10 protein-coding genes are annotated in these 22,568 nt (G+C 71.5%); 2 read left to right on the plus strand and 8 right to left on the minus strand.

What is annotated here, in order from left to right:
* Positions 1-22 precede the first annotated feature (22 nt).
* From DMC61_RS11010 to DMC61_RS11035, 6 genes are all read right to left on the minus strand, one after another.
* Positions 23-11,458 (minus strand): SDR family NAD(P)-dependent oxidoreductase, encoded by an 11,436-nt coding sequence (locus tag DMC61_RS11010; protein ID WP_370456401.1) that lies wholly within the window; start codon positions 11,456-11,458, stop codon positions 23-25.
* A 354-nt stretch (positions 11,459-11,812) separates the two neighbouring features.
* Positions 11,813-13,348 (minus strand): long-chain fatty acid--CoA ligase, encoded by a 1,536-nt coding sequence (locus DMC61_RS11015; RefSeq protein ID WP_125688965.1) that lies wholly within the window; start codon positions 13,346-13,348, stop codon positions 11,813-11,815.
* Between the two features lie 12 nt (positions 13,349-13,360).
* Positions 13,361-14,569 carry a 5-aminolevulinate synthase gene (gene hemA, locus DMC61_RS11020; RefSeq protein WP_063270874.1) on the minus strand — a complete coding sequence of 403 codons (1,209 nt, stop codon included), beginning with the start codon at positions 14,567-14,569 and terminating at the stop codon, positions 13,361-13,363.
* A complete protein-coding gene (locus tag DMC61_RS11025) occupies positions 14,566-16,131 on the minus strand; it encodes an AMP-binding protein (RefSeq protein ID WP_016333294.1) in 1,566 nt (521 codons plus the stop codon). Before DMC61_RS11025 ends, hemA begins: the two co-directional genes overlap by 4 nt.
* 4 nt (positions 16,132-16,135) lie before the next feature.
* Positions 16,136-17,359 (minus strand): glycosyltransferase, encoded by a 1,224-nt coding sequence (locus DMC61_RS11030; RefSeq protein WP_125688967.1) that lies wholly within the window; start codon positions 17,357-17,359, stop codon positions 16,136-16,138.
* A 35-nt stretch (positions 17,360-17,394) separates the two neighbouring features.
* On the minus strand, positions 17,395-18,735 hold the full coding sequence (locus tag DMC61_RS11035; RefSeq protein WP_125688969.1) for a UDP-glucose/GDP-mannose dehydrogenase family protein: 1,341 nt from the start codon (positions 18,733-18,735) through the stop codon (positions 17,395-17,397).
* 304 nt (positions 18,736-19,039) lie between these two features.
* Between DMC61_RS11035 and DMC61_RS11040 the strand changes: the two genes are divergently transcribed.
* Entirely contained in the window at positions 19,040-19,528 is a 489-nt protein-coding gene (locus DMC61_RS11040) for a hypothetical protein (protein ID WP_158634083.1), read from the plus strand.
* A 175-nt stretch (positions 19,529-19,703) separates the two neighbouring features.
* Here DMC61_RS11040 and DMC61_RS11045 read toward each other — a convergent pair whose 3' ends face one another.
* Complete coding sequence (locus DMC61_RS11045; RefSeq protein ID WP_125688973.1) at positions 19,704-20,459, minus strand: thioesterase II family protein; 756 nt, start codon at positions 20,457-20,459, stop codon at positions 19,704-19,706.
* A 199-nt stretch (positions 20,460-20,658) separates the two neighbouring features.
* Between DMC61_RS11045 and DMC61_RS11050 the strand changes: the two genes are divergently transcribed.
* Positions 20,659-21,798: a sensor histidine kinase gene (locus DMC61_RS11050; RefSeq protein WP_125688975.1), complete on the plus strand. Its 1,140-nt coding sequence runs from the start codon at positions 20,659-20,661 to the stop codon at positions 21,796-21,798.
* On the opposite strand, the gene DMC61_RS11055 is transcribed toward DMC61_RS11050, so the two are convergent.
* The gene (locus tag DMC61_RS11055; RefSeq protein WP_125688978.1) at positions 21,795-22,463 is read right to left on the minus strand and encodes a response regulator transcription factor; all 669 of its coding nucleotides are present in this window, start codon (positions 22,461-22,463) and stop codon (positions 21,795-21,797) included. The two genes, DMC61_RS11050 and DMC61_RS11055, sit on opposite strands and share 4 nt — an antisense overlap.
* Between the last annotated feature and the right edge of the window lie 105 nt (positions 22,464-22,568).

Raw genomic sequence — 22,568 nt, forward strand, 5'->3', positions numbered from 1 at the left:
CGCAGCTCCAGGGTGTTTCACGTCAGGCGGGGTCGGAAGCGTCGAAAGCGAGTGCGATCAGGCGGTCGGCGTCCATCTCGTCGATGTCCGCGCCGTCGGTCGACTCGGTGGGGCGGTAGCCGGGGTCGGCCAGCCGGGTCAGCAGGTCCAGCACGCCGGCTTCGCGGAGCCGGTCGGCGGGCACCGAGGCGAGGACCGCGCCGATGCGGGCGACCTCGTCGGCGACGGCGTCTTCGGCGGGTGCCAACCGGTCGCCGAGGATTTCGGCGAGCGCGGTGGGCGTCGGATGGTCGAACACGACGGTGGCGGGCAGCCGGAGGCCGGTCGCCGCGTTGAGCCGGTTGCGGAGTTCGACCGCGCTGAGCGAGTCGAACCCCAGCTCCCGGAAGGCCTGCCGGACCCCGACCTGCTCCGGCGAGCCGAAGCCGAGCACCGCGGCGACGTTCGCGCGGATCAGGTCCAGCAGGGCCCGGCCGCGGGCCGCGGGGGCGAGCCCGGCCAGCCGGTCGGCGAGCCCGTCGGTCTGGGCTCCGGTGTCCGCGGCGGCCCGGCGGACCGGCGCCTTCACCAATCCCCGCAGCAGCGGGTGCACCTCCTCGCCCCGCAAGGCGGCGAGGTCGATGTGCATCGGCAGCGGCGCCGGTTCGTATCCGGCACGGGCGGCGTCCAGCAACAGTAGTCCGTCCTCAGTGGACAGAGGACTCATCCCGGAACGCTTGAGCCGGGCGAGATCCGCTTCACCCAGGTGGCCGGTCATCCCGCTCAGCCGGGCCCAGAAACCCCACGCGAGCGAGACCGCGGGCAGTCCCTGCGCACGGCGGTGCCGGGCGAGGGCGTCGAGGAAGCTGTTCGCGGCGGCGTAGTTGCCTTGTCCGGCGTCGCCGAACGCGCCGGCGGCCGAGGAGAACAGGACGAACTCGGCGAGGTCCGCGTCGCGGGTCAGTTCGTGCAGGTTGACCGCGGCGTCGACCTTCGGCCGCAGCACCTTCGCCAGCCGCTCGGGGGTCAGCGTGGCGACGAGGCCGTCGTCCAGGACACCGGCGGCGTGCACCACCCCGGTCAGCGGATGCTCGGCCGGGACAGTGGCGAGCAGGGCGGCCAGCGCCGTGCGGTCGGCCGCGTCGCAGGCGGCGATGGTGACCGACGCCCCGGCCGCGGTCAGTTCCGCTTCGAGTTCCGCCATCCCGGCCGCCACACGACCCCGGCGGCCGACGAGCAGCAGGTGCCGGACACCGCCCACGGTGACCAGATGCCGGGCGACCAGCGCGCCGAGTGTCCCGGTGGCGCCGGTGATCAGCACCGTCCCGTTCTCGTCCATTGTGGACGGGATGGTGAGCACGTTCTTGCCGATGTGCTTGGCCTGGCTCATGAACCGGAAGACCTCGGGTGCGCGGCGCGCGTCCCACACCGTCGGCCGGGGCACCGTGAGAGACCCGGCACCGAACAGCTCCAGCAGTTCGGCCAGGATCTCGCCGATCCTCGGCCGTCCGGCGTCGAGCAGGTCGAACGCGCGGTAGGTGACGCCGGGATGCGCGGCCGCGACCTCGTCCGCGTCACGGATGTCGGTCTTGCCCATCTCCACGAACCGGCCGCCCTCGCCCAGCAGCCGCAGCGACGCGTCGACGAACTCCTTGGCGAGCGAGTCCAGGACGACGTCCATCCGGCCGAACCGGTCCTCGAAGTCCAGCGTGCGGGAGGAGGCGATGTGCTCGTCGTCGAAACCGAGGCCCCGCAGCACTTCCCACTTGCCGGGGCTCGCCGTGGCGAACACCTCGGCGCCGAGGTGGCGGGCCAGCTGGACCGCGGCCATGCCGACACCGCCGGTCGCCCCGTGGATCAGCACCTTCTCCCCCGGCCGGAGCCCGCCGAGGTCGACCAGCCCGTAGTAGGCGGTGAGGAAGACGACCGGCAGTGCCGCCGCTTCGGCGAACGTCCAGTCCACGGGCATTTCCGTGACCGTCCGCCGGTCGGCGATCGCGACCGGGCCGAACGCGCCGTCGAACAAACCGAACACCCGGTCGCCCGGTTTCAGGCCGGTGACGCCGGGACCGATTTCGGTGACGATGCCCGCGCCCTCGCTGCCCATCACCGCGTTGTCCTCGGGATACATGTCGAGGGTGATGAGCACGTCGCGGAAGTTGATGCCGGCGGCCCGGACCTGGATCCGGACCTCGCCGTCGGCGAGCGGCCGGGCGGCCGCGGGCGCCGGGACGAGCGCGAGCGCTTCCAGCATGCCGCGACGGGGCGCGTCCAGCACCCAGGGACCTTCGGGCGGGGCCAGCGTGCCGTCGGCGGAGACCTTGGCGAGCCTCGGCACGAGCAGTTCCCCGTCGCGCCACGCGAGCTGCGCCTCACCGGTGGCCAGCCCCTCGGCGAGCAACGTCGGCGGGAGTTCGGCGTCGCTGTCGAGCAGGACGATCCGGTCGGGATTCTCGGCCTGCGCGGACCGGACCAGGCCCCAGGCCGCCGCGGCCGGCAGGTCGCGGACGTCCGCGCCGCGGGTGTGCAGCACCAGCCGCGCGTCGGCGAACCGCTCGTCGCCGAGCCAGGTCCGGACCAGGTCGAGCACCCGGGCGGCCGTGCGATGGACGCTCTCGGTGAGGTCCCCGGCCTCGGATCCCACCGGCACCAGCACCACGTCGGGGATCTCGGTGAGCGCGGTCAGGTCGCCGTCGGACAGGACGGTGACGGTCGGCGTCTCGACGGCTTCCGGCGTGGCCGCCGGAGCCCAGTCGACGCGGAACAGCGAGTCCGGACGCCGGACTCCCGGCAGGGCGGCTGGCCGCGTGACCAGGCCTTCGACGGTCGCGACCGGCGCTCCCGCCGGATCGGCCGCCGTCACCGCGACGGTGTCCGCCCCCACGGTGAGCCGGACCCGCAGGGCGGTGGCGCCGACGGCGTGCACGGTGACCCCGGTCCACGCGAACGGCAGTTCCGCGCCGTCGCCGGACCGGACGGTACCGAGGGCGTGGAGGGCGGCGTCGAGCAACGCCGGATGCAGGCCGAACCGGTCCGCTCCCTCGGCGTCGGGCAGGACGACCTCGGCGAAGACGTCGGAACCCAGGGTCCAGGCCGCTCGCAGCCCCTGGAACGCCGGGCCGTAGCCGTAACCCTGCTCCTCGGCGTCGGCGTAGAAGCCGTCGAGGTCGACGCTCGTCGCGCCGGCGGGCGGCCATTCGGTCAGGCCCTCTCCCGGGGTTTCCTCCGAAGTCAGGAAGCCGGACACGTGCCGCACCCAAGTGTCGTCACCGGATTCGGCCTGGGAGTGCACGGTGACCTCGCGGCGTCCGTCCACTTCGGACCCCAGGACGACCTGGACGCGGACGCCGCCCTGCTCGGGAAGCGGCAGCGGGGCTTCGAGGGTCAGCTCGTCGATCCGGCCGCAGCCCGCGTGGGTTCCGGCCTGCAACGCCAGCTCCACGAACGCGGTACCCGGCAAAAGCACCGTGCCCTGCACCGCGTGGTCGGCCAGCCACGGCTGGGCGGCCGTCGAGATCCGGCCGGTGAGCAGCAGGCCGCCGGACCCCGGCAGCGCGGTCGCGGCGGTGAGCAACGGATGCCCGGTGGCGCCGAGACCGAATCCGGCGGCGTCACCGGGTTCCCCGGCGTCGGTGAGCCAGAACTCCTGATGCTGGAAGGCATAGGGCGGCAGGTCCACCCAACCCGCCTCGGGCAGCAACGCGGCCCAGTCGGGGCTGAGGCCGTGGACGTGCGCCTCGGCCAGGGAGGTGACGAACCGGGTCGGTCCGCCCTCGTCACGGCGAAGACTCGCGAGCGCGACGGCGGGCACGGCGGCCTCTTCGACGAGTTCGGTCAGCCCGGCGACCAGCACCGGATGCGGGCTCGTCTCGACGAAGAACCGGAACCCGTCCGCGATCAGCCGCCGCACCGCCTGGTCGAACCGGACGGTGGCCCGGAGATTACGGAACCAGTAGGCCGCGTCGAGCGTGGTCGTGTCGATCGGCTCACCGGTGACGGTCGAATACATCGGTAGCTCGGCTTCGCGCGGCGTGATTCCTTGTAGCGCCGTCACGACCTCCTGCTCGATCGCGTCGACGTGAGCCGAGTGCGACGCGTAGTCCACCGGGACCCGCTTCGCCCGCACGTCGAGCAGTTCGCACCGCTTGAGCAGCACCTCCAGCCCGGCGACGTCACCGGACACGACGACGGAAGCCGGGCCGTTCACCACGGCCACGGAAACACCGTCGGGCAACAATTCCCGGACGCGATCCTCGGAGGCCGCGACCGACACCATCCCGCCCAGTCCGGACAGCGCCAGGATCGCCTTGCTGCGCAGGCAGACCACGCGTGCGGCGTCTTCCAGCGACAGCGCGCCCGCGACATACGCGGCCGCGATCTCGCCCTGCGAATGCCCGACCACGGCGGCGGGTTCGATCCCGCACGCCCGCCAGAGCCGGGCCAGCGACGCCATCACCGCGAACAGCACCGGTTGGACGACGTCCACCCGCTCCAGCGCCGCCGCGTCGGACAGGACATGCGTCAGCTTCCAGTCCACATGGGACAGCAGCGCGGCCTCGCAGTCGGCCATCGCCTCGGCGAAGACGGCCGACGATCCCAGCAGGTCCACCGCCATCCCGGTCCACTGCGACCCCTGGCCGGGGAAGACGAAAACGGCTTTGCCATTCTCGGCGGCCCCATCGACCACGTGGGGCGCGGGGATGGCGTCGGCCAGCGCGCGCAGCCCGGCGGTCAACCCGGCGCGGTCGCCCGCCACCACCACGGCACGGTGGTCCAGCGCGGACCTGGTCACCGCGAGCGCGCGGGCCACCGCGGGCAGGGAGACGTCGTCGGCGAGGTGCCCGGCGAGCCGGTCCGCCTGCGCGGCCAAGGCCGCGGACGTCTTTCCGGACAGGACGAACGGCAGCACGTCCCCACCGAGCGGTGACGTGTCCGAAGTGGACTGTTCGACCGGCTCCGCCTGCTCCAGGACGACGTGCGCGTTGGTCCCGCTGATCCCGAACGACGAGACCGCGGCGCGCCGGGGCCCGCCGGTTTCCGGCCAGGCGACGGGCTCGGCCAGCAGGGACACGTTCCCGGATGTCCAGTCGACCTTGGTCGTCGGCGTGCCGAGGTTGAGCGTGCGCGGCAGCACACCGTGGTGCATCGCCTGCACCATCTTGATGATCCCGCCGACGCCCGCCGCGGCCTGGGTGTGGCCGAGGTTCGACTTCAGCGAACCCAGCCACAGCGGCCGGTCGCGGTCCTGGCCGTAGGTGGCGAGCACCGCCTGCGCCTCGATCGGATCACCCAGCGGCGTCCCGGTGCCGTGCGCCTCCACGGCGTCCACATCGGACGGTTTGAGACCGGCGTCCGCCAAGGCCCGGCGGATCACCCGTTGCTGCGACGGCCCGCTCGGTGCGGTGAGGCCGTTCGACGCGCCGTCCTGGTTGACCGCGCTCCCCCGCACGATCGCGAGGACGCGATGGCCATTGCGGCGGGCGTCGGAAAGGCGTTCCACCAAGAGCATCCCGACGCCTTCGCTCCACACCGTGCCGTCGGCGCCGTCCGAAAAGGACTTGCAGCGGCCATCGGGGGCGAGGCCGCGCTGACGGCTGAAGTCCACGAAGACCTCAGGCGTGGCCATCACGGTCACCCCGCCAGCCAGCGCCATCGAGCATTCACCGCGCCGCAAGGCCTGCGCGGCCAGGTGCAGTGCCACCAGCGATGACGAACAGGCCGTGTCGATCGTGACCGCCGGGCCTTCCAGCCCGAAGGTGTAGGCGACCCGGCCGGAGTGGATGCTGGCCGAGGTCCCGTTGCCGAGGTAACCCTCGACGTCGTCGGGTACGCGGTTCAGCCCGGTCGCGTAGTCGTGGTACATCACCCCGGCGAACACGCCGGTTCCGCTGCCGCGCAAGGATTTCGGGTCGATCCCGGCCCGTTCGACGGCTTCGTGGGAGATCTCCAGCAACAGCCGCTGCTGCGGGTCCATCGCCAGCGCCTCCCGCGGTGAGATCCCGAAGAAGCCGGGATCGAACTGCCCGGCGTCGTGCAGGAAACCGCCCTCGCGCACGTAGGTCGTGCCGCGGTGGTCGGCGTCGGGGTGGTAGACGCCGTCGGTGTCCCAGCCGCGGTTCTCGGGGAACCAGGTGATGCCGTCGTTCCCGTCGGCGACCAGGCGCCACAGGTCGTCGGGTGTGCTCACCCCGCCCGGATAGCGGCAGGCCATGCCGATGATCGCGATCGGCTCGTCGGCTTCGACCGGAGCAGGCTCGGCCTGGACCGGGGCGGATCCGGCGGCGAGGAAGGTCGCGACCGCACGCGGGTTCGGGTGGTCGAACACCAGCGTCGGCGCGATCTTCAGCCCGGTGGCCGCGATCAGCCGGTTGCGCAGTTCCACGGCGGCGAGCGAATCGAAGCCGACCTCGGTGAACGCGCGGTCCGGGTCGATCGCGTGGGCGTCCGGGTGGCCCAGTACGGCGGCGACCGTCGTCCGGACGAGGTCGAGCAGGGCCGCCTCGTCCAGTCCGCCGCGCGGCGCGGCCGAGGTCGCCGAGCGGGTGACCCGGACGAGTCCGCCGAGGACGGCCGGAAGTCCTTCGGCGGTGGCGCGGGCGCGCAACGCGGCACGGTCCATCCGCATCGGCAGCAGCACCGGCCGGTCCGCAGCCAGCGCGGCGTCGAACAGCGCGAGGCCGTCCACTTCGGACAGTGCGCGCTGGCCGGAACGCTCGATCCGGCGCAGCCCCGCCTCGTCGAGCCGTGCGCCCATCCCGGTGGCCCACAGGCCCCAGCCCAGCGCGGCGCCGGGGCGGCCTTCCGCACGGCGGCGGAGGGCGAGCGCTTCGAGGAAGGCGTTGGCCGCCGCGTAGTTGGCCTGCCCCGCGCCGTCGAAGGTGGCCGCGGACGAAGAGAACAGCACGAACGCCGACAGGTCGAGGTCCCGGGTGAGTTCGTCCAGGACGAGCGCGCCGGTGACCTTCGGCCGCAGGACGGCCGCGAGCCGCTCGTGGTCGAGCGTGGTGATGGTCGCGTCGTCGAGCACACCGGCGGCGTGGACGACCGCCGTCACCGGGTGCTCGGCGAGCAGTGCCGCGACGGACTCGCGGTCGGCGATGTCGCAGGCGGCGACGGTGACGTCGGCGCCCAGCGCGGTGAGGTCGTCGACGAGCGGGCCCGCGGCACCGCGTCGGCTCACGAGAAGCAGGCTGCGTACCTCGTGCCGCTCGACCAGATGCCGGGCCAGCAGCCCGGCGAGACCGCCGGTCCCGCCGGTGATCAGCACCGTGCCGCCGGTGGTGAACGACGCCGGGGCCGGGCTCGGCACACGCGTCAGCCTGGGGACCAGCACCACGCCGTCGCGGACGGCGAACTCGGGTTCGCCGGAAGCCAGACCGGCGGCGAGGCCGTCTTCTCCCGTGACGTCGGCCAGCACGAGCCGGTCCGGGTGTTCGGCCTGCGCGGAACGCACGAGCCCCCATACGGCGGCCGCGGCGGGATCAGGGTTTTCGGTGGCGACGGCACCGTCAGTGAGCAGCGCCAGCCGGGCCGGGGCGAACCGGTCGTCGGCGAGCCACGTCTGGACGAGGTCCAGCACGCTTTCGAGAGTGGTGCAACGGACCGCGACGACCGGTGGCACGTCGTCGACGGCGGTGAGGTCCGGATAGAGCCGGTACTCGGCGGCGCCCGGCGTCCCGGGAAGCGAGATCCAGTCGACGCCGTAAAGCGCGCCGTCCTGCGCGCGGGGCGCGGCGGCAAGGGGACGCAACGCCAAGGATTCCACCGACGCGACGGGTTCGCCCGCGCCATCGGCCACTTTCAGGGACACCGAGTACGTCCCGGCTTCGGCACCCGCGACGTGGTTCTCGAGCTTGACGCGCAGAACGTCGGCGCCGCGCGCGTGCAGCGTCACGCCGGACCACGCGAACGGCAGTGCCGCGGGGCCGCCACCGCCCCCCGAGCCGAGTTCGAGCACGTGCAGGGCCGCGTCCAGCAGCGCCGGATGCACGCCGAACCCGCCCTGGGTCTCCGGCACGGCGGCGACCTCGGCGTAGAGGTCGTCACCGGACCGCCACGCGGCGCGCAGGCAGCGGAACGCCGGCCCGTAGTCAAGGCCGGAATCGGCGAGCCGGTCGTAAAGATCGGAAAGGTCGAGGGGCTCACCGGCGGGCGGCCACGCGCCGAAGTCGGGTGCGGGCGCCGCGGCGCCGAGCGTGCCCGAAGCGCAGCGCGTCCACTCGTCGTCCTCGGTGTCACGGAAGAAGATCAGCAGCCTGCTGTCCCGGACCGACACCTGAACCTGAACGCCCGACTCGGAAAGCATCAACGGCACTTCCAGGGTCAGTTCTTCGACGCCGCCGGCCCCGGCGAGCTCCGCGGCCCGTAGCGCCAGTTCGAGCAGCGCGGTACCCGGCAGCACCACGTCACCACCGACGACGTGGTCGGCGAGCCAGGGCTGGGTGAGCGGGGACAACCTGCCGGAAAGCAGCAGGGCACCGTCTTCGGCCGTGGTGACCGAGGCCCGCAGGAGCGGATGCCCGGTGTCGCCCAGACCGTAGGCGCCGGGATCCCCGGCGGTGTCCTGGTCGATCAGCCAGTACCGCTGGCGCTCGAAGGCATAAGTCGGCAAATCGGCCCTCGGGTGCTCGCCGAACACCTGAGGCCAGCCGAGTTCGGTGCCGCGGACCCACAGCTCGGCCAGCGACGCGGCGAGCGCCTCCGCCTCCGGCCGCGAGCCGCGCAGGCTCGGCACGAGCGCCGGTCCCTCGCCGTCGAGGACTTCGGCGGCCATCGGCGTCAGCACCGCGTCCGGGCCGAGTTCCAGGAGCACGTCGACGCCGAGTTCGTCCAGCCGCCGCACGCCGTCGGCGAACCGCACCGGGCGGCGCACGTGCTCCACCCAGTATTCCGGTGCCGTCGCCTCGGTGAGAAGCTCACCGGACACAGTGGATACCAGCGGGATCGCCGGCTTCCGGAAGGTGAGGATCTCGGCGAACCGGCGGAATTCGTCGAGCATCCCGTCCATGTGGTGCGAGTGGAAGGCGTGGCTCACCTTGAGCCGTTTGGTCTTGCGCCCGGCGAACGCCGCGGCGAGTTCCTCGACCGCGGCCTCGTCACCGGAGACGACCACCGACCGCGGGCCGTTGACGGCCGCGATCGCGAGGCGGTCGCCCAACAGCGGCAGGATCTCGTCCTCCGTCGCCTGCACGGCGAGCATCGCGCCGCCCTCGCGCGTGTCCTGCATCAGGCGTCCCCGCGCGGCGACGAGCGCGGCGGCGTCGGAGAGCGAGAGCATGCCGGAGACGTGCGCGGCGGCCAGCTCGCCGATCGAGTGGCCGGCGACGTAATCGGGGCGCAGGCCCCAGTGTTCGTACAGCCGGAACAGCGCGACCTCGACGGCGAACAACGCGCACTGCGCGTATTCGGTGCGGTGCAGCAGGCCGGCTTCCTCGGTGCCCTCGTCGGCGAAGGCGATCTCGGCCAGCGGCCGGTCCAGTTGCAGGTCGAGATGCCCGCAGGCGTCGTCGAAAGCGGCGGCGAACACCGGGAACCGGCGGTGCAGTTCGCGGCCCATCCCCGCACGCTGGCTGCCCTGGCCGCTGAAGACGATCCCGATCCGCGCCGTCCCGTGTACCAGGTTCGGCAGAGCTTCACCGGTGGCCAACGCGTCCAGCCCGGCCAGCAGTCCCGCGCGATCGGCGGCCGTCACCACGGCCCGCCGCTCCAGGGCGGACCGGGTGGTGGCGAGCGCGGCGGCGACGGCGGGGAGGTCACTGTCCGGCAGGGCTTCACGCAGCCGGGCGGCCTGACGGCGCAGGGCCTTCTCGTCGCGGCCGCTGACGGGGAACAGCCAGGTGGGCCACGCTTCCGGCGCCCGCTCCGGCTCGTCCTCGGCGGGGGCCTGTTCGAGGACGGCGTGCGCGTTGGTCCCGCTCATCCCGAACGACGACACCGCCGCGCGGCGGGGCGCCCCGGTCTCCGGCCAAGCCGCGGTCTCGCCGAGCAGTTCGACGGCACCGGACGACCAGGCGACCTTCGGGGTGGGTTCGTCGGCGTGCAGAGTCTTGGGCAGCACACCGTGCCGCATCGCCTGCACCATCTTGATCACCCCGGCCACCCCGGCGGCCGACTGGGTGTGCCCGATGTTCGACTTGACCGAACCGAGCAGCAGCGGGCGTTCGCGGTCGCGGCCGTAGGTGGCCAGCAGTGCCTGCGCCTCGATCGGGTCGCCGAGAACGGTACCGGTGCCGTGTGCTTCGACGGCGTCCACTTCGGACGGTGCGAGCCCGGCGTTCGCCAGCGCCCGCCGGATCACCCGCTGCTGCGCGGCGCCGTTGGGCGCGGTGAGACCGTTGCTGGCGCCGTCGGAGTTGATCGCGGTTCCGCGGACGACGGCGAGCACCCGGTGCCCGTTGCGCCGGGCGTCGGAAAGCCTTTCCAGCACCAGCATCCCGACACCTTCGGACCAGCCGGTGCCGTCCGCCGCGGCGGAGAACGGCTTGCAGCGCCCGTCCGGCGCGAGCCCGCGCTGACGGCTGAAGGCGAGGAAACCGCCGGGGCTCGACATCACCGCGACGCCACCGGCCACCGCGATCGGGCACTCCCCCAACCGCAGCGCCTGCCCGGCCAGATGCAGGGCCACCAGCGACGACGAGCACGCGGTGTCCACGGTGACCGTCGGTCCCTCGAACCCGAAGACGTACGAGACGCGGCCCGACGCGACGCTCGCCGCGTTACCGGTCAGCAGATAGCCTTCGAGACCTTCTTCCGCACCACCGAGACGCGGTCCGTACTCCTGGGTCTCCGCGCCGACGAACACGCCGGTCGCACTCCCCCGCAAGGTGGCGGGATCGATCCCCGCCCGCTCGAAGGCCTCCCACGACGTCTCCAGCAGGAGCCGCTGTTGCGGATCCATCGCCAGCGCCTCACGCGGCGAGATCCCGAAGAACCCCGCGTCGAAATCCCCTGCGCCGTCGAGGAAACCGCCTCGCCGGGTGTAGGTCTTTCCGGGCACCCCGGGGTCGGGGTCGTACAGCGATTCCACGTCCCAGCCGCGGTCGGCCGGGAAGTCCGACGTCGCGTCCCCACCCTCGGTGACCAGCCGCCAGAGGTCCTCCGGCGAAGCGATCCCACCCGGATAACGGCAAGCCATACCGACGATCGCGATCGGCTCGTCGTCGGCGATCGCCTGGTAGTCCTCGATCTCGGCCACGGCCTCACCGGCGAGCAGATCACGCAGATGACCGGCGAGCGCCGACGGCGTCGGGTGGTCGAAGACGAGCGTCACCGGCAGTTCCAGCGCGGTGGCCGCGGAGATCCGCCGGTGCAGTTCCACCGCCGCGAGGGAATCGAACCCGAGTTCGGCGAAGGGCGTACCGGGCGCGGCCGTCCCCGCCCCCGGCTTCGCCTCCAGCACCGCTTCGGTCTCGGCGACGACCAGCGCGGCGAGCGCCCGCCGCCGCTCCCCGTCCGGGGTTTCGTCGAAAGCGGCCAGCACCGTGGCCCAGTCCGGCCGAACACGTCGAGTTCGCAGAATCAGTTCGTCTCGCATGGTCCGCATTTCGGGTTCGAGGATGGGATTCCGAAGCTAGTGCGGGAACGGACCCCTTTCGCACCCCTACGTCCCCCTGTTCACGGTCGGGCGCGGGGTGGGGGCAGGGGTCGGCGCGGCGGCGGCGTCGGGTCTGGGCGCACGTCGCGAAAGCCACTTTCGCGACGTGTGACGTCCCGAAAGTGGCTTTCGCGACACCCTGCCCGGTATCCGACTGGGCCGAAGGCTCCCTTTACCGCATCACACGCGGTGAAGGGAGCCTTCAGCCCACAGCCGAGCCCATCACCCGCTGCATAGAAGTCAGCGCCCGAGGAGCTCCGCCAGTTCCCGCTTGAGGATCTTCCCGCTGGGCCCGAGCGGCATCACGTCCAGGAACTCCACCCGGCGCGGATACTTGTAGGCCGCGACGCGCTTCTTGCTCCACGCCACCAGTTCCGCCGCCAGCTCCGGCCCGGGCGCCCGATCGGAAGCGGCCACCACGACGGCGCAGATCTCCTCGCCGTACCGCTCGTCCGGCACGCCGACGACCGCGACCTGGGCGATCGCGGGATGCCGGGCCAGCACTTCCTCGATCTCGCGTGGATATACGTTGTAGCCGCCGCGGAGGATCATGTCCTTCTTGCGGTCCACAATGGACAGATAGCCGTCGTCGTCGAGGAAGCCCAGGTCACCGCTGCGGAACCAGCCGTCCACGATCGCGGCCGCCGTCGCCTCGGGGCGGTTCAGGTAGCCCGCCATCACGTTGTGGCCCCGCACGACGATCTCGCCGACCTCGCCCGGCGGCACGGGTTCGATCCGGTCTTCGGTCTCGGCACGCACGATGGCGACGTCCACGCCCCAGATCGGTTTGCCGACGGTGCCCGCGCGGGTCGGCCACGCGCGCTGGTTGTAGGCCACCACGGGCGAGGTCTCGGTGAGGCCGTATCCCTCGTAGATCGGGCAGTCGAACACGGCCTCGAACCGCTCCAGCAGCGCCACGGGCAGCGACGAACCGCCGGAGAAGGCCCGGTCGAGTTTGGGCCGCCGCGGCTCGTCCTCGGCGGCCTCCAGCAACGCGACGTACATCGTCGGCACGCCCATGAACAGCGAACAGTTCTGCTCCACCATCAGCTCCAGCGCCTGGCGCGCGTCGAACCGCGACATCAGCACCATCGTCGCGCCGGCGCGGAAACAGGTCGCCATCCCGCAGATCTGGCCGAAGGTGTGGAACAGCGGCAGGCAGCCGAGCAGCACGTCGTCGGCGTGGAAGTCGAACGGCGACAGCATCGTGGTGGAGACGTTCAGCACGATGCTCAGGTGGGTCAGCATCGCGCCCTTGGGTTTGCCGGTGGTCCCCGAGGTGTAGAGGATCAGCGCGAGGTCCGCGGGTTCGCGCGGTTCGTACCGTTCGATCTCGGCCGCGTCCCCGGCGAGGACGTCGAGGCGGACGCGGCCGGTGTCGGAGTCCTCCAGCATCGTCAGGACTTCGACACCGGCCGCATCGGCGGCCTCGCCGCCCTGCTCCAGCAGGGCGGCTCCGCAGATCAGCACCCGGGCGTCGCAGTCGCTGAGGATGTAGTGGATCTCCTCCGCGACGAGCAACGTGTGCACCGGCACGACGACCGCGCCGAGCGCCAGCGCGCCGAAGTAGACCATCGGGAACTCCGGCGTGTTCGGCAGGAGCAGCACGACCCGGTCGCCGGCGGCGACCCCCTGGTCCCGGAGCGCGGAGGCGTACCTCTTCGCCCCGGCCCAGAGTTCCCGGTAGGAGAACGGTTCCCCGTCGAACACGAGCGCGGGGTGGTCCGGCCGCCTGCCCGCCGAATCGGCGAGGACGGCCGTGAGGGACAAGGACACCGGACTCCCCTCTCAGCCGCGCGGCAGGCCGAGATCCAGCCAGATCTGGTCCAGCGCCTCGACCATTTTCTGCACGTCGCTGCCGGTGTGCACCGCCGACGGGGCCGTGCGCAGGATCTCCTGTCCGAACGGGACACTCGGCGCGTTGATCGACTGGATGTAGATCCCGTGCCGCTGCAACAGGAGTTCGTGCACCTTCTTGCACAGCGCGTCGTCGCCGACCAGGATCGACACGATATGCGACTCGTCCGAGAGGAACGGGATGCCACGCTCGGCGAGCAGTTTGTGCAGCAGCTGCGCGTTGTCGGCGAGGATCTCGCGCTCCCGCTCCGACGAACGCAGGTGCCGGACGGCGGCGAGCGCTCCGGCGGCCACGGCGGGCGGCAGCGCGGTGGTGAAGATGAACGATCGCGAGTGCGTGCGCACGGCGTCGATCAGCGCGGCGGGCCCGGCGATGTATCCGCCGGTGGTGCCGAAACCCTTGGCCAGCGTGCCCATCACGACGGTGAACTCGTCGGCGATCCCCTCGCGCGCGGCGATCCCGGCGCCTTCGGGGCCGTACATCCCGACCGCGTGCACTTCGTCCACATAGGTCATGGCGTCGTACTGCTTCGCCAGCGCGGCGAACTCGGCCAGCGGCGCGATGTCGCCGTTCATCGAGTAGACCGACTCGAACACGATCATCTTCGGCCGGTCCGCCGGGGCGGCGGCGAGCAGCTCGGCCAGATGCGCGACGTCGTTGTGGCGGAAGATCTTCTTCTCCGCGCCGCTGTGCCGCAGCCCGTCGATGATGGAGGCGTGGTTCTTCTCGTCGGAGAACACGATGCAGTCCTCGGGACGGCCCGCCAGCACGGTCAGCGAACCGTCGTTGGCGGTGTAGCCGGAGGTGAACAGCAGCGCGTCCTCTTTGCCGTGCAGTTCGGCCAGTTCGCGTTCCAGCGCCACGTGGTAGTGGTTGGTGCCCGCGATGTTGCGCGAACCGCCCGCCCCGGCGCCGAATCGCTCGACGGCCTCCTTCATCGCGGAGAGCACGTCCGGGTGCTGGCCCATGCCGAGGTAGTCGTTGCTGCACCAGACGTTGATCTCGGCGACCGCTTCGGCCTCCTCGTACCGGCTGGCCGCCGGGAACCGGCCCGCCTGCCGCCCGATCTCCAGGAAGTCGCGTTTCTGCAGCACTTCGCCTTGCAGGGTGCGCTGGAAGGACTCCAGGTAGGTGGTCATGACGTCAACTCGCTCTCTGGCTCGGCGTGGCTGGACTTGGTGGCGGGTTTCGCCTCTTCGCGGAGGCGGAGCTTGTCCGGCTTCCCCGCGTCGGTCAGCGGAAGCTCGGCGCGGAGCCGGATCTCCGCCGGCACGTGGCTCGGGGACAGCACCCGCGCGACGTGCGCGGCAAGGTCGGCGGGATCCACGTCCCTGCCGCGGCGCGGCACCGCGATCGCGTGCATGTACTCGACGTTGTCCTCGTCGGCGACCCCGAACACCGCGGCCTGCGCGACGTCCGGATGGGCCAGCAGCGCGTTCTCGACCTCGGCCGGATACACCTTGATGCCGTTGGTCTTGATCATGTCGGCGAGCCGGTCGACCAGGTACAGGTAGCCGTTCTCGTCGAGGTAGCCGACGTCGCCGGTGTGCAGCCAGCCGTCGATGAGGACCTTCGAGGTCAGGTCGGGCCGCTTCCAGTAGCCGTCCATCATCATCGGCGACCGGACACAGATCTCCCCGGTCTTCCCGGCGGGCAGCTCGTGCCGCACGTGCGGATCGCGGATTCCTACCTGGACGAACGGGACCGCCTTGCCGACCGTGGTGAGCAGTTCCGGCTTCAGGTGCTCTTCCGGCGACAGCGCGGCGATCACCCAGCTTTCGGTGGTGCCGTAGATCTGGATCAGCTTCGCGCCGAACACCTCCGCGGCCCGGGAGAGCCGCACCGGGGAGGCCGGGCTCCCGCCGTAGTACAGCTCGCGCAGGCTGGAATGGTCGGTGGTGCCCAGTGCCGGATGGTCGAGCAGGTCGTAGAGCTGCGGGGTGGCCAGGTAGACCCGGTTGACCCGGTGGCGTTCCACGGCTTCGAGCACGGCGCCGGCGTCGAACCCCTCGTGCAGGACGATCATCCCGCCGGAGGCGACCGCGTCGTCCACTGTGGACGAGACGGAATGGCTGAGCGGCGTGGTCACCAGCATCGTGCAGCGTTCGGTCATGTGCCGGGCCTTGGTGACCACCGCGCCCAGCCCGCCGAACCCGCGGCCGATGCCCTTGGGCCTGCCGGTGGTCCCGCTGGTGTAGGTCAGTACGGCGGTGCCCTCGGCTCGCGGCTCGACCTCGCTCGCGGTCCCGGTGAGGTCGGCGACGTCGTCGCCGAAGTCCCCGAAAGCCGCCAGTGCCGCCGGTTCCGCCATGGCGTCGCGGATCTTCCTGGCCCGGTCGAGGTTCGCCGCGTCGGTGAGCAGGACGGTGGTTCCGGTGTCGTCGACGATCTCGACCTGCGTGGCGACCGGGAGTTCGTCCAGCGGATCGGCGGCGTTGATCCCGCGCAGGTGCACCACGGTGGCGCCGATCAGGTTGGCGGCGTACCGGCCGATCAGCGTCGCCGGGCTGTTCCCCACGGTCAGCAGGGCCACCACCCCACCCTCGCCGGTCCCGCGGTCGCGCAGCGCGGCGGCGGCGCCGGTGATCGCCGCGGCGAATTCCGCCGACGTCAGCGCTTCGTCGCCGTAGCGCAACGCGATCTCGTCCGGGCGGGTGGAAAGCACGTCCAGCAGCTGGCTGACGTAGTGGTCGATCTGCACCGCGCTACTCCGTTCCCGCGGCCCGGCCGGCGAGCTCTTCGAGATGGGCCACGGCGGATTCCACGCCCGGCATGGTCAGGCTCCGCCGCTGGGCCCGTGCGACGGTGGCCGCGATCGTGGCGTCGGCCAGCACCGCGCGGCAGGTCTCGGCGACCGCCTCCGGCGTGGTGGCGGGGATCTGCTTGCCGAACCCGAGCTCCTCGATGCGGCGCGCGTTGTGCGGCTGGTCGCCGAACTGCGGCAGCGTGGCCATCGGGACTCCGGCACGCAGTGCCTCGCGGATGCTGTTGTACCCGGCGTGGGTCAGGAACAGCTGCGCGCATTCCAGCAGCAGCGGCTGCGGCATCCGTTCGACGACGAGCACGTTGTCGCCGACCGCGACGTCGCCGATCGGGAACCCGGCCGTCGCCACCACCGCCGAGCAGTCCACACTGGACAGTCCTTCGATCAGGGCGCGGACCGTGACGTCGGGGTCTTCCATCTCCTCCGGCGGGTCGATGCCGAACGCCTTGAACGCGCCGAGCATGGGCAGCGCGGTGCCGACCGAGGCGAGCACCAGCGGCCGGTCCGCGGGCATCGCGGCGATCTCCGGCGGCAGGACCTCACCGGTGGCCACCTCCGACGGCTGGCGGTAGGTGAACGGCGCCGGCAGATCGAAGGCGGCGAACGACGTATCGGCGGGCAGGCAGTCGAACCGGCCGTAGCGGTGCACCATCCCGGCGTCGGGTTCGGCGGCGAGCCCCAGCTCCTGACGGCGCTCGTTCAGCGGCTCCACCAGGCCCGCCGGGTCGATCAGATTGCCCGCACCGGACGGCGCGCTGATGTAGGGGACGCCGAGCTGCTCGGCGACCAGCGCGCCGGACAGCTCCGCGCCGTCGCGCAGCACGATGTCGGGCTGGAACTCCTTGGCCAGTGGATAGAGCTTCTGGTAGGCGGTGGTGACGTGCGGGCCGCTCGCGGTGGCGATCAGCTGTTCGCGCGTGTCCAGCACCCGGCGCGGGGTCCCGGCCGCTTCGGCCTCCTGGCGTTCCTGGACCATCCGCCCGATCGCCTCGACCATCCCCGGGAGCACCGGCTCGATCCGCATCAGCCCGGGTTCGAAGACGTCGGCCAGTTCCGGCGGGGTCACGACGAGCACTTCGTGGCCCGCCTTCGCCGCCGCCCTGGCCAAGGGCAGCACCGCCCGTGCGTGGCCCTGCGAGCCGGTCACGGTGCACAAAACCCGCATGGGGTCCACCTTTCTTTTCTGTCCTTTGAGGACGGTCAGGGAACGGGATCGAGGGACGGCGTGCGCACCGGGTCGACCGGGGGCCTGCCGAAGCCGCGCCAGGCGATGCCGGCCCGGCTGAGCGCGTCGGGGTCGAGGTGGTTGCGGGTGTCGACGATGACCGGTCCTTCGAGCAGGCCGGCGATCCGCGGCCAGTCGAGGGCACGGAACTGCGGCCAATCGGTCAGCAGGACCAGCGCGTGCGCGTCCTTCGCGATGTAGTAGGGGTCGTCGACGACCCGGACGCCGGGGATCGGCGGTTCGGCGCCGGTGAGACCGGGGTCGTATCCGGTCAGCTCCGCGCCGCGCTCGGCCAGCAGCCGGGCGACCCTGAGCGCCGGGGAGTCCCGGAGGTCGTTGGTGCCCGCCTTGAAGGTCAGCCCGAGCAGGCCGATCCGCAGGCCGGTGAGGTCCGCGTCCGCGTCGAGTCCACAGGCGACGGCGATCCGTTCGACCACCCGGGACGCCTGTTTCGCGTTCCCGGAGATGACCTCGTCGAGCAGGCCGAACTCGAAACCCGCGACCTCGGCGACCTGTTTGAGCGCCATGGTGTCCTTGGGCAGGCAGGAACCGCCCCAGCCCGGCCCCGGCGAGAGGAACGTCGGGCCGATCCGGCGGTCGTAGCCCATGCCTTCGGTGACGTCGCCGATGTCGGCGTCGAGCCGCTCGCACAGTTCGGCGATGGCGTTCACATAGGACAGTTTCGTGGCGAGGAAACAGTTGGCGGCGTACTTGACCATCTCCGCGCTCGCCGCGTCGGTCAGCACCGTCGGGGCGCCGAGCCGGGCGTAGAGCGCCGCGACCCGTTCCGCCGGGCCGCGGGTGTCGGAACCGACGACGATCCGGTCCGGGTTGAGGAAGTCGTGGACGGCGGTGCCCTCGCGGAGGAACTCCGGATTGCTCACCACCGCGACGTCGTCCCGGCCCAGCAGCGCGGCGACCCTGGCCGCGGTCCCGACCGGCACGGTCGACTTGTTCACCAGTACGCAACCCGGCGAAAGCACGTCACGGATCTTGGTCGCGACGTCGATGACGGCCGACAGATCGGCCATCCCGCCCTCGCCCATCGGGGTGGGCACGCAAAGGAACACGGCCTCCGCGGTCTCGACGGCCTCCGCGGCCGACTCGACGAAACCGAGCCGTCCGGCGGCGATTCCCTCGGCGACCAGACCGGGCAGGCCCTTTTCCAGGATGTCGACTTCACCGCGTTCGAGCCGGGCCAATTTGCCGCGATCGGAATCGGTGCATCGGACCCGGTGCCCGAGCGAGGCGAGACACGCCGCGGTGGTCAGCCCGACGTATCCGGCGCCGACGACGGCCACTTGGTAGGAATGCAACGTGAGACACCTTTCAGTCGGCGAAATCCGGCTCCGAATTCCGGGAAAGGGGATTCGGAAGCGAGAGCCGATCGGGCCGGGAATCGGCGGTCCGGCCGATGAACCCGACAGTAGGATCGGCCTCGAAGCGCCAACAACCCCTAGCGACCGGTGCCCACCCCTAATCGCCTGATCCCCGGTTCGGGTGGACCGGGGAATTCCACCCGGACGTCAACCCGTGGTTGGTCGCCGCGGCGGGTCCTGGCTCCTACGCTCGTGATCGATACCGAACGAACCGGTCGCCCACAGCCGAGGAGAGTGCGCAGTGGACACCAGCACGCTGATCAACATCGCGGTCGCCATCGCCGTCGTCGTCTACGTGATCTACCAGCGCATGAGCTGGAAGCCGCTGGAGAACGTGGAGATCTGGGGCGGGCCGCTCACCCTGGTCGCCATCGGGGTCATCCAGATGCGGCATCTGGACACCACCATCAGCGTGACCGACATCGTCTTCCTGGGCGCGGGCCTGCTGGTCTCGCTGCTGGGCGGCGCCGCGATGGGCGCGATGACGCAGTTGCAGCGGCGCGGCGACAAGGTCTACCAGCGGATCGGCGCGCTCGGTCTCGCCGTCTGGGTGGGCCTGCTGCTCGTCCGCGGCGTGCTCGGGGTGATCGGGCACTTCGCCGGCGCGACGCTGACCTCCGGCGGCGGCACCATCCTGCTCTCGCTGGGCGCGAACCTGATGGCGATGACGCTCGTCCTGTCCGCCCGCCTCGGCGGTGCCAAGGTCCCCGGCGGCAGCCCGCAGCGCTGACCCCGGACCGCGAACGCGACGTCGGATCGGGCGAACACGTGTGATCCGACGGACGACACAGGTGATTGAGTGGACGACACGCGTGTCCAGGCGGACGCCCAGTCGTGGATGTCGCGAAAGCCACTTTCGCAACCTTCAAGGTTGAGAAAGTGGCTTTCGCAACGTCGTGGGCGCTTCACCGCCGCCGGACCGCGGCGGTCACCACCTCGGCGAACTCCTCGGGACGCGCCTCCGGAAAACCGTGCCCACCAGGGAAGACCTGGAGATCGAACGGGCCGGTGGTGTACTCGTGCCAGGCGCGCGCCTCGTCGAGGGACACCGTCGGATCGCTGTCGCCGACGAGCACCGTGACCGGGCAACGCAGCGGCGGCGCGGGCTCGGGCCGGTATGCGGCCAGCGCCCGGAAGTCGGCCCGGATGGCCGGGAAGGTGGCCTTGAGCAGTTCCGCGTCTCGCGCGCCCGGCGAGCCGGCGTCGCGCAGCGAGTACAGCTCGGCCACGAGGTCCTGATCCGGCAGCAGGTGGAGCCCGGCGGCGCCGGACCGGGACGGGGCCGGGCAGCCCGACACGATCAGCGCGACCGGGCTCCCGGTCAGCGCCTGCTCCAGCCGTCTGGCCACCTCGAAACCGACGACCGCGCCCATTCCGTGGCCGTACACCGCGAACGGCGCGCCTTCCCAGAGCGCGAGCGCCCCGGTGACCCGGTCGGCCAATTCCCCGATGTCTTCGGCACACGGTTCCGCGACCCGATCCTGACGTCCCGGATATTGCACCGCGTGCACTTCGATCCCCGGCGCGAGCGCGGCGGAAAGCGGGAAGAACGCATTCGCGGCCGCACCGGCGTCGGGCAGGCAGATCAGACGCGGTACCGACGGTCCTCCGGGCCGGAAAACACGGACCCAGTCCCCGGCATCGCCGCTTGGAGCGGTCATCGCAGGATTCCTCCGGAAAGGATGGGAATTGTTCGGCGGAGGGGCGGGAGACCGCTTTCTTTCGCCTCGGCGAACACTAGCCGGACGCTTCCTGCGGAAACAACCGCGCGAGAGCGACCTCCTACCAACGGTGACGGTATTTCCACCCTCGGAATGATCACCCGCGAGCAAAAAACCGTCGTGGCCCTACGATCGTCGTATGACCGACGCAGTGTCCGACGAGGTCGAGGAACGTCGTTGGCGATGGGCCGCGCCCGCCGCCGGAACGGCGCTGCTGGCCGTCACCCAGATGACCGCGACCGTGCCGGACGGCGCCGGCTGGCTGTGGGTGCTCTACGCGGTGTCGTCGGCGAGCTGGTTGCTGTGGATCGGCATCAGCGAGCGCTTCCCCCGCGCCGCCCTGCTCCCGCTCGGCGAACAGCGCGCGGTCCCCGCCTTCGGTACCGGCGCCGCCACCGACGGCACCGCCGTGATCATGACCTGCATCACCCTCGCCGCGTTCGCTTCACGGCTGGAGCCGAGCACCGTCGCGATCATCGCGCTGATGGTCTTCGACGCCGCCGCCATCGTGGCGTCCAGCCTGCTCGGCCACCGTCCTTCGGAGGCGTGGCTGGGGGCGCTCGGCGCGGTCGTCATCGTGGTCCTCGTCGGATTCACCCGCCGCGGTCATCTGACCAGGGTCGCGCAGGCGGAACGGTTACTGCACCAGGAACGGCTGGCGCACACCCGGGGCGTGCGCGCGGCGACGCTCGACGAGCGCACCCGCATCGCCCGCGAGATCCACGACGTCGTCGCCCATTCCCTCGGCGCGCTGCGGGTCCAGCTGGAGGTGATGCACACCCTGCTGGTGGAGGAGAACGACACCGAAGGCGCCCTGCGTTCGCTCGCGCTGTCGCGAAGTCTCGCCGACCAAGGGCTCAGTGACGTCCGGGACGCCGTGGCGGCGCTGCGCGAGGACGTCCGCGCCCTGCCGGACGCGCTGACCGAACTGGTGCGGACCTTCGGCCGCGAACACGACACCCCCGCGGACTTCACCATGCTGGGCGAGCACCGCGATCTCCCGTCGGCGCAGACGATCGCGCTGCTGCGGATCTGCCGGGAAGCCCTGACGAACGCGGCCAAGCACGCCGCAGGTGAAGCGGTGAGCGTCGAACTGGAGTACCCGCCGGACGAGGTCCGGCTGCACGTCCGCAATCCCCTCGCCGCCGCACCGGACCCCGGGCACACGCCGGGCTACGGCCTGACCGGGATGCGCGAACGGATCGAACTCGTCGACGGCACGCTGGTCACCGGGCCGGACGGCCGGTTCTGGGACGTCACCGCCCGGGTGCCGGGCTAGTCCCGCACGTAACCCGCTTGGTACGCGTAACGAACCGCCTGCGCCCGATCCCGGCTCCCCGTCTTGGCGAAGATCCGGTTGATATGGCTCTTGACCGTCGTCTCGCTGACGAACAGTTCCGCGGCGATCTCCTTGTTGCTCCGCCCCGCCGCGATCAGCGTCAGCACATGGGCTTCCCGCTTGGTGAGCTTCGCGTCGTCCTCCGGCGGCGGCGCCGAAGCGGGCGCGGGCGTCAACGCGGCACCGAGCACCCGCCGCTGCACCTGGGGATCGAGCAGGGCCTGCCCCGCCGCGGCCGCGTGCACCGCCCGCCCGATTTCGTGCTTGTTGGCCGATTTCGTCAGGTATCCCAACGCTCCGGCCTCCAACGCGCGCAGCACCCAGTCGTCGTCGGCGTAGGTGGTGAGCACGACGACCTCGATCTCCGGATGCCGTTCCTTGATCCGCCGGGTCGCCTCGACGCCGTCGCACCGGGGCATGGAGAGATCCATCAGGACGACGTCCGGGCGCAGTTCCCCGGCCAGCCGCACGGCGACCTCGCCGTCGGGCGCCTGGCCGACCACGGTGATCCCCGCGACCGTCCCCACCAGCAGGGCCAGTCCTTCGCGTACCGCCGCCTGGTCTTCGGCGATCACGATCCGGACCGGGGGCACTTCTTCGACCATATCCGCATCATCTCCTGCCCTCACCGGTCCGCGCCACACGGCACTCCACCTCGAGGTGGACGCCGATCTCCAACCGGATTCCCACCCGCACGCCGATGATCGGCC

Source organism: Amycolatopsis sp. WAC 04169, from assembly GCF_003947535.1.
In the GTDB taxonomy this organism is placed as follows: domain Bacteria; phylum Actinomycetota; class Actinomycetes; order Mycobacteriales; family Pseudonocardiaceae; genus Amycolatopsis; species Amycolatopsis keratiniphila.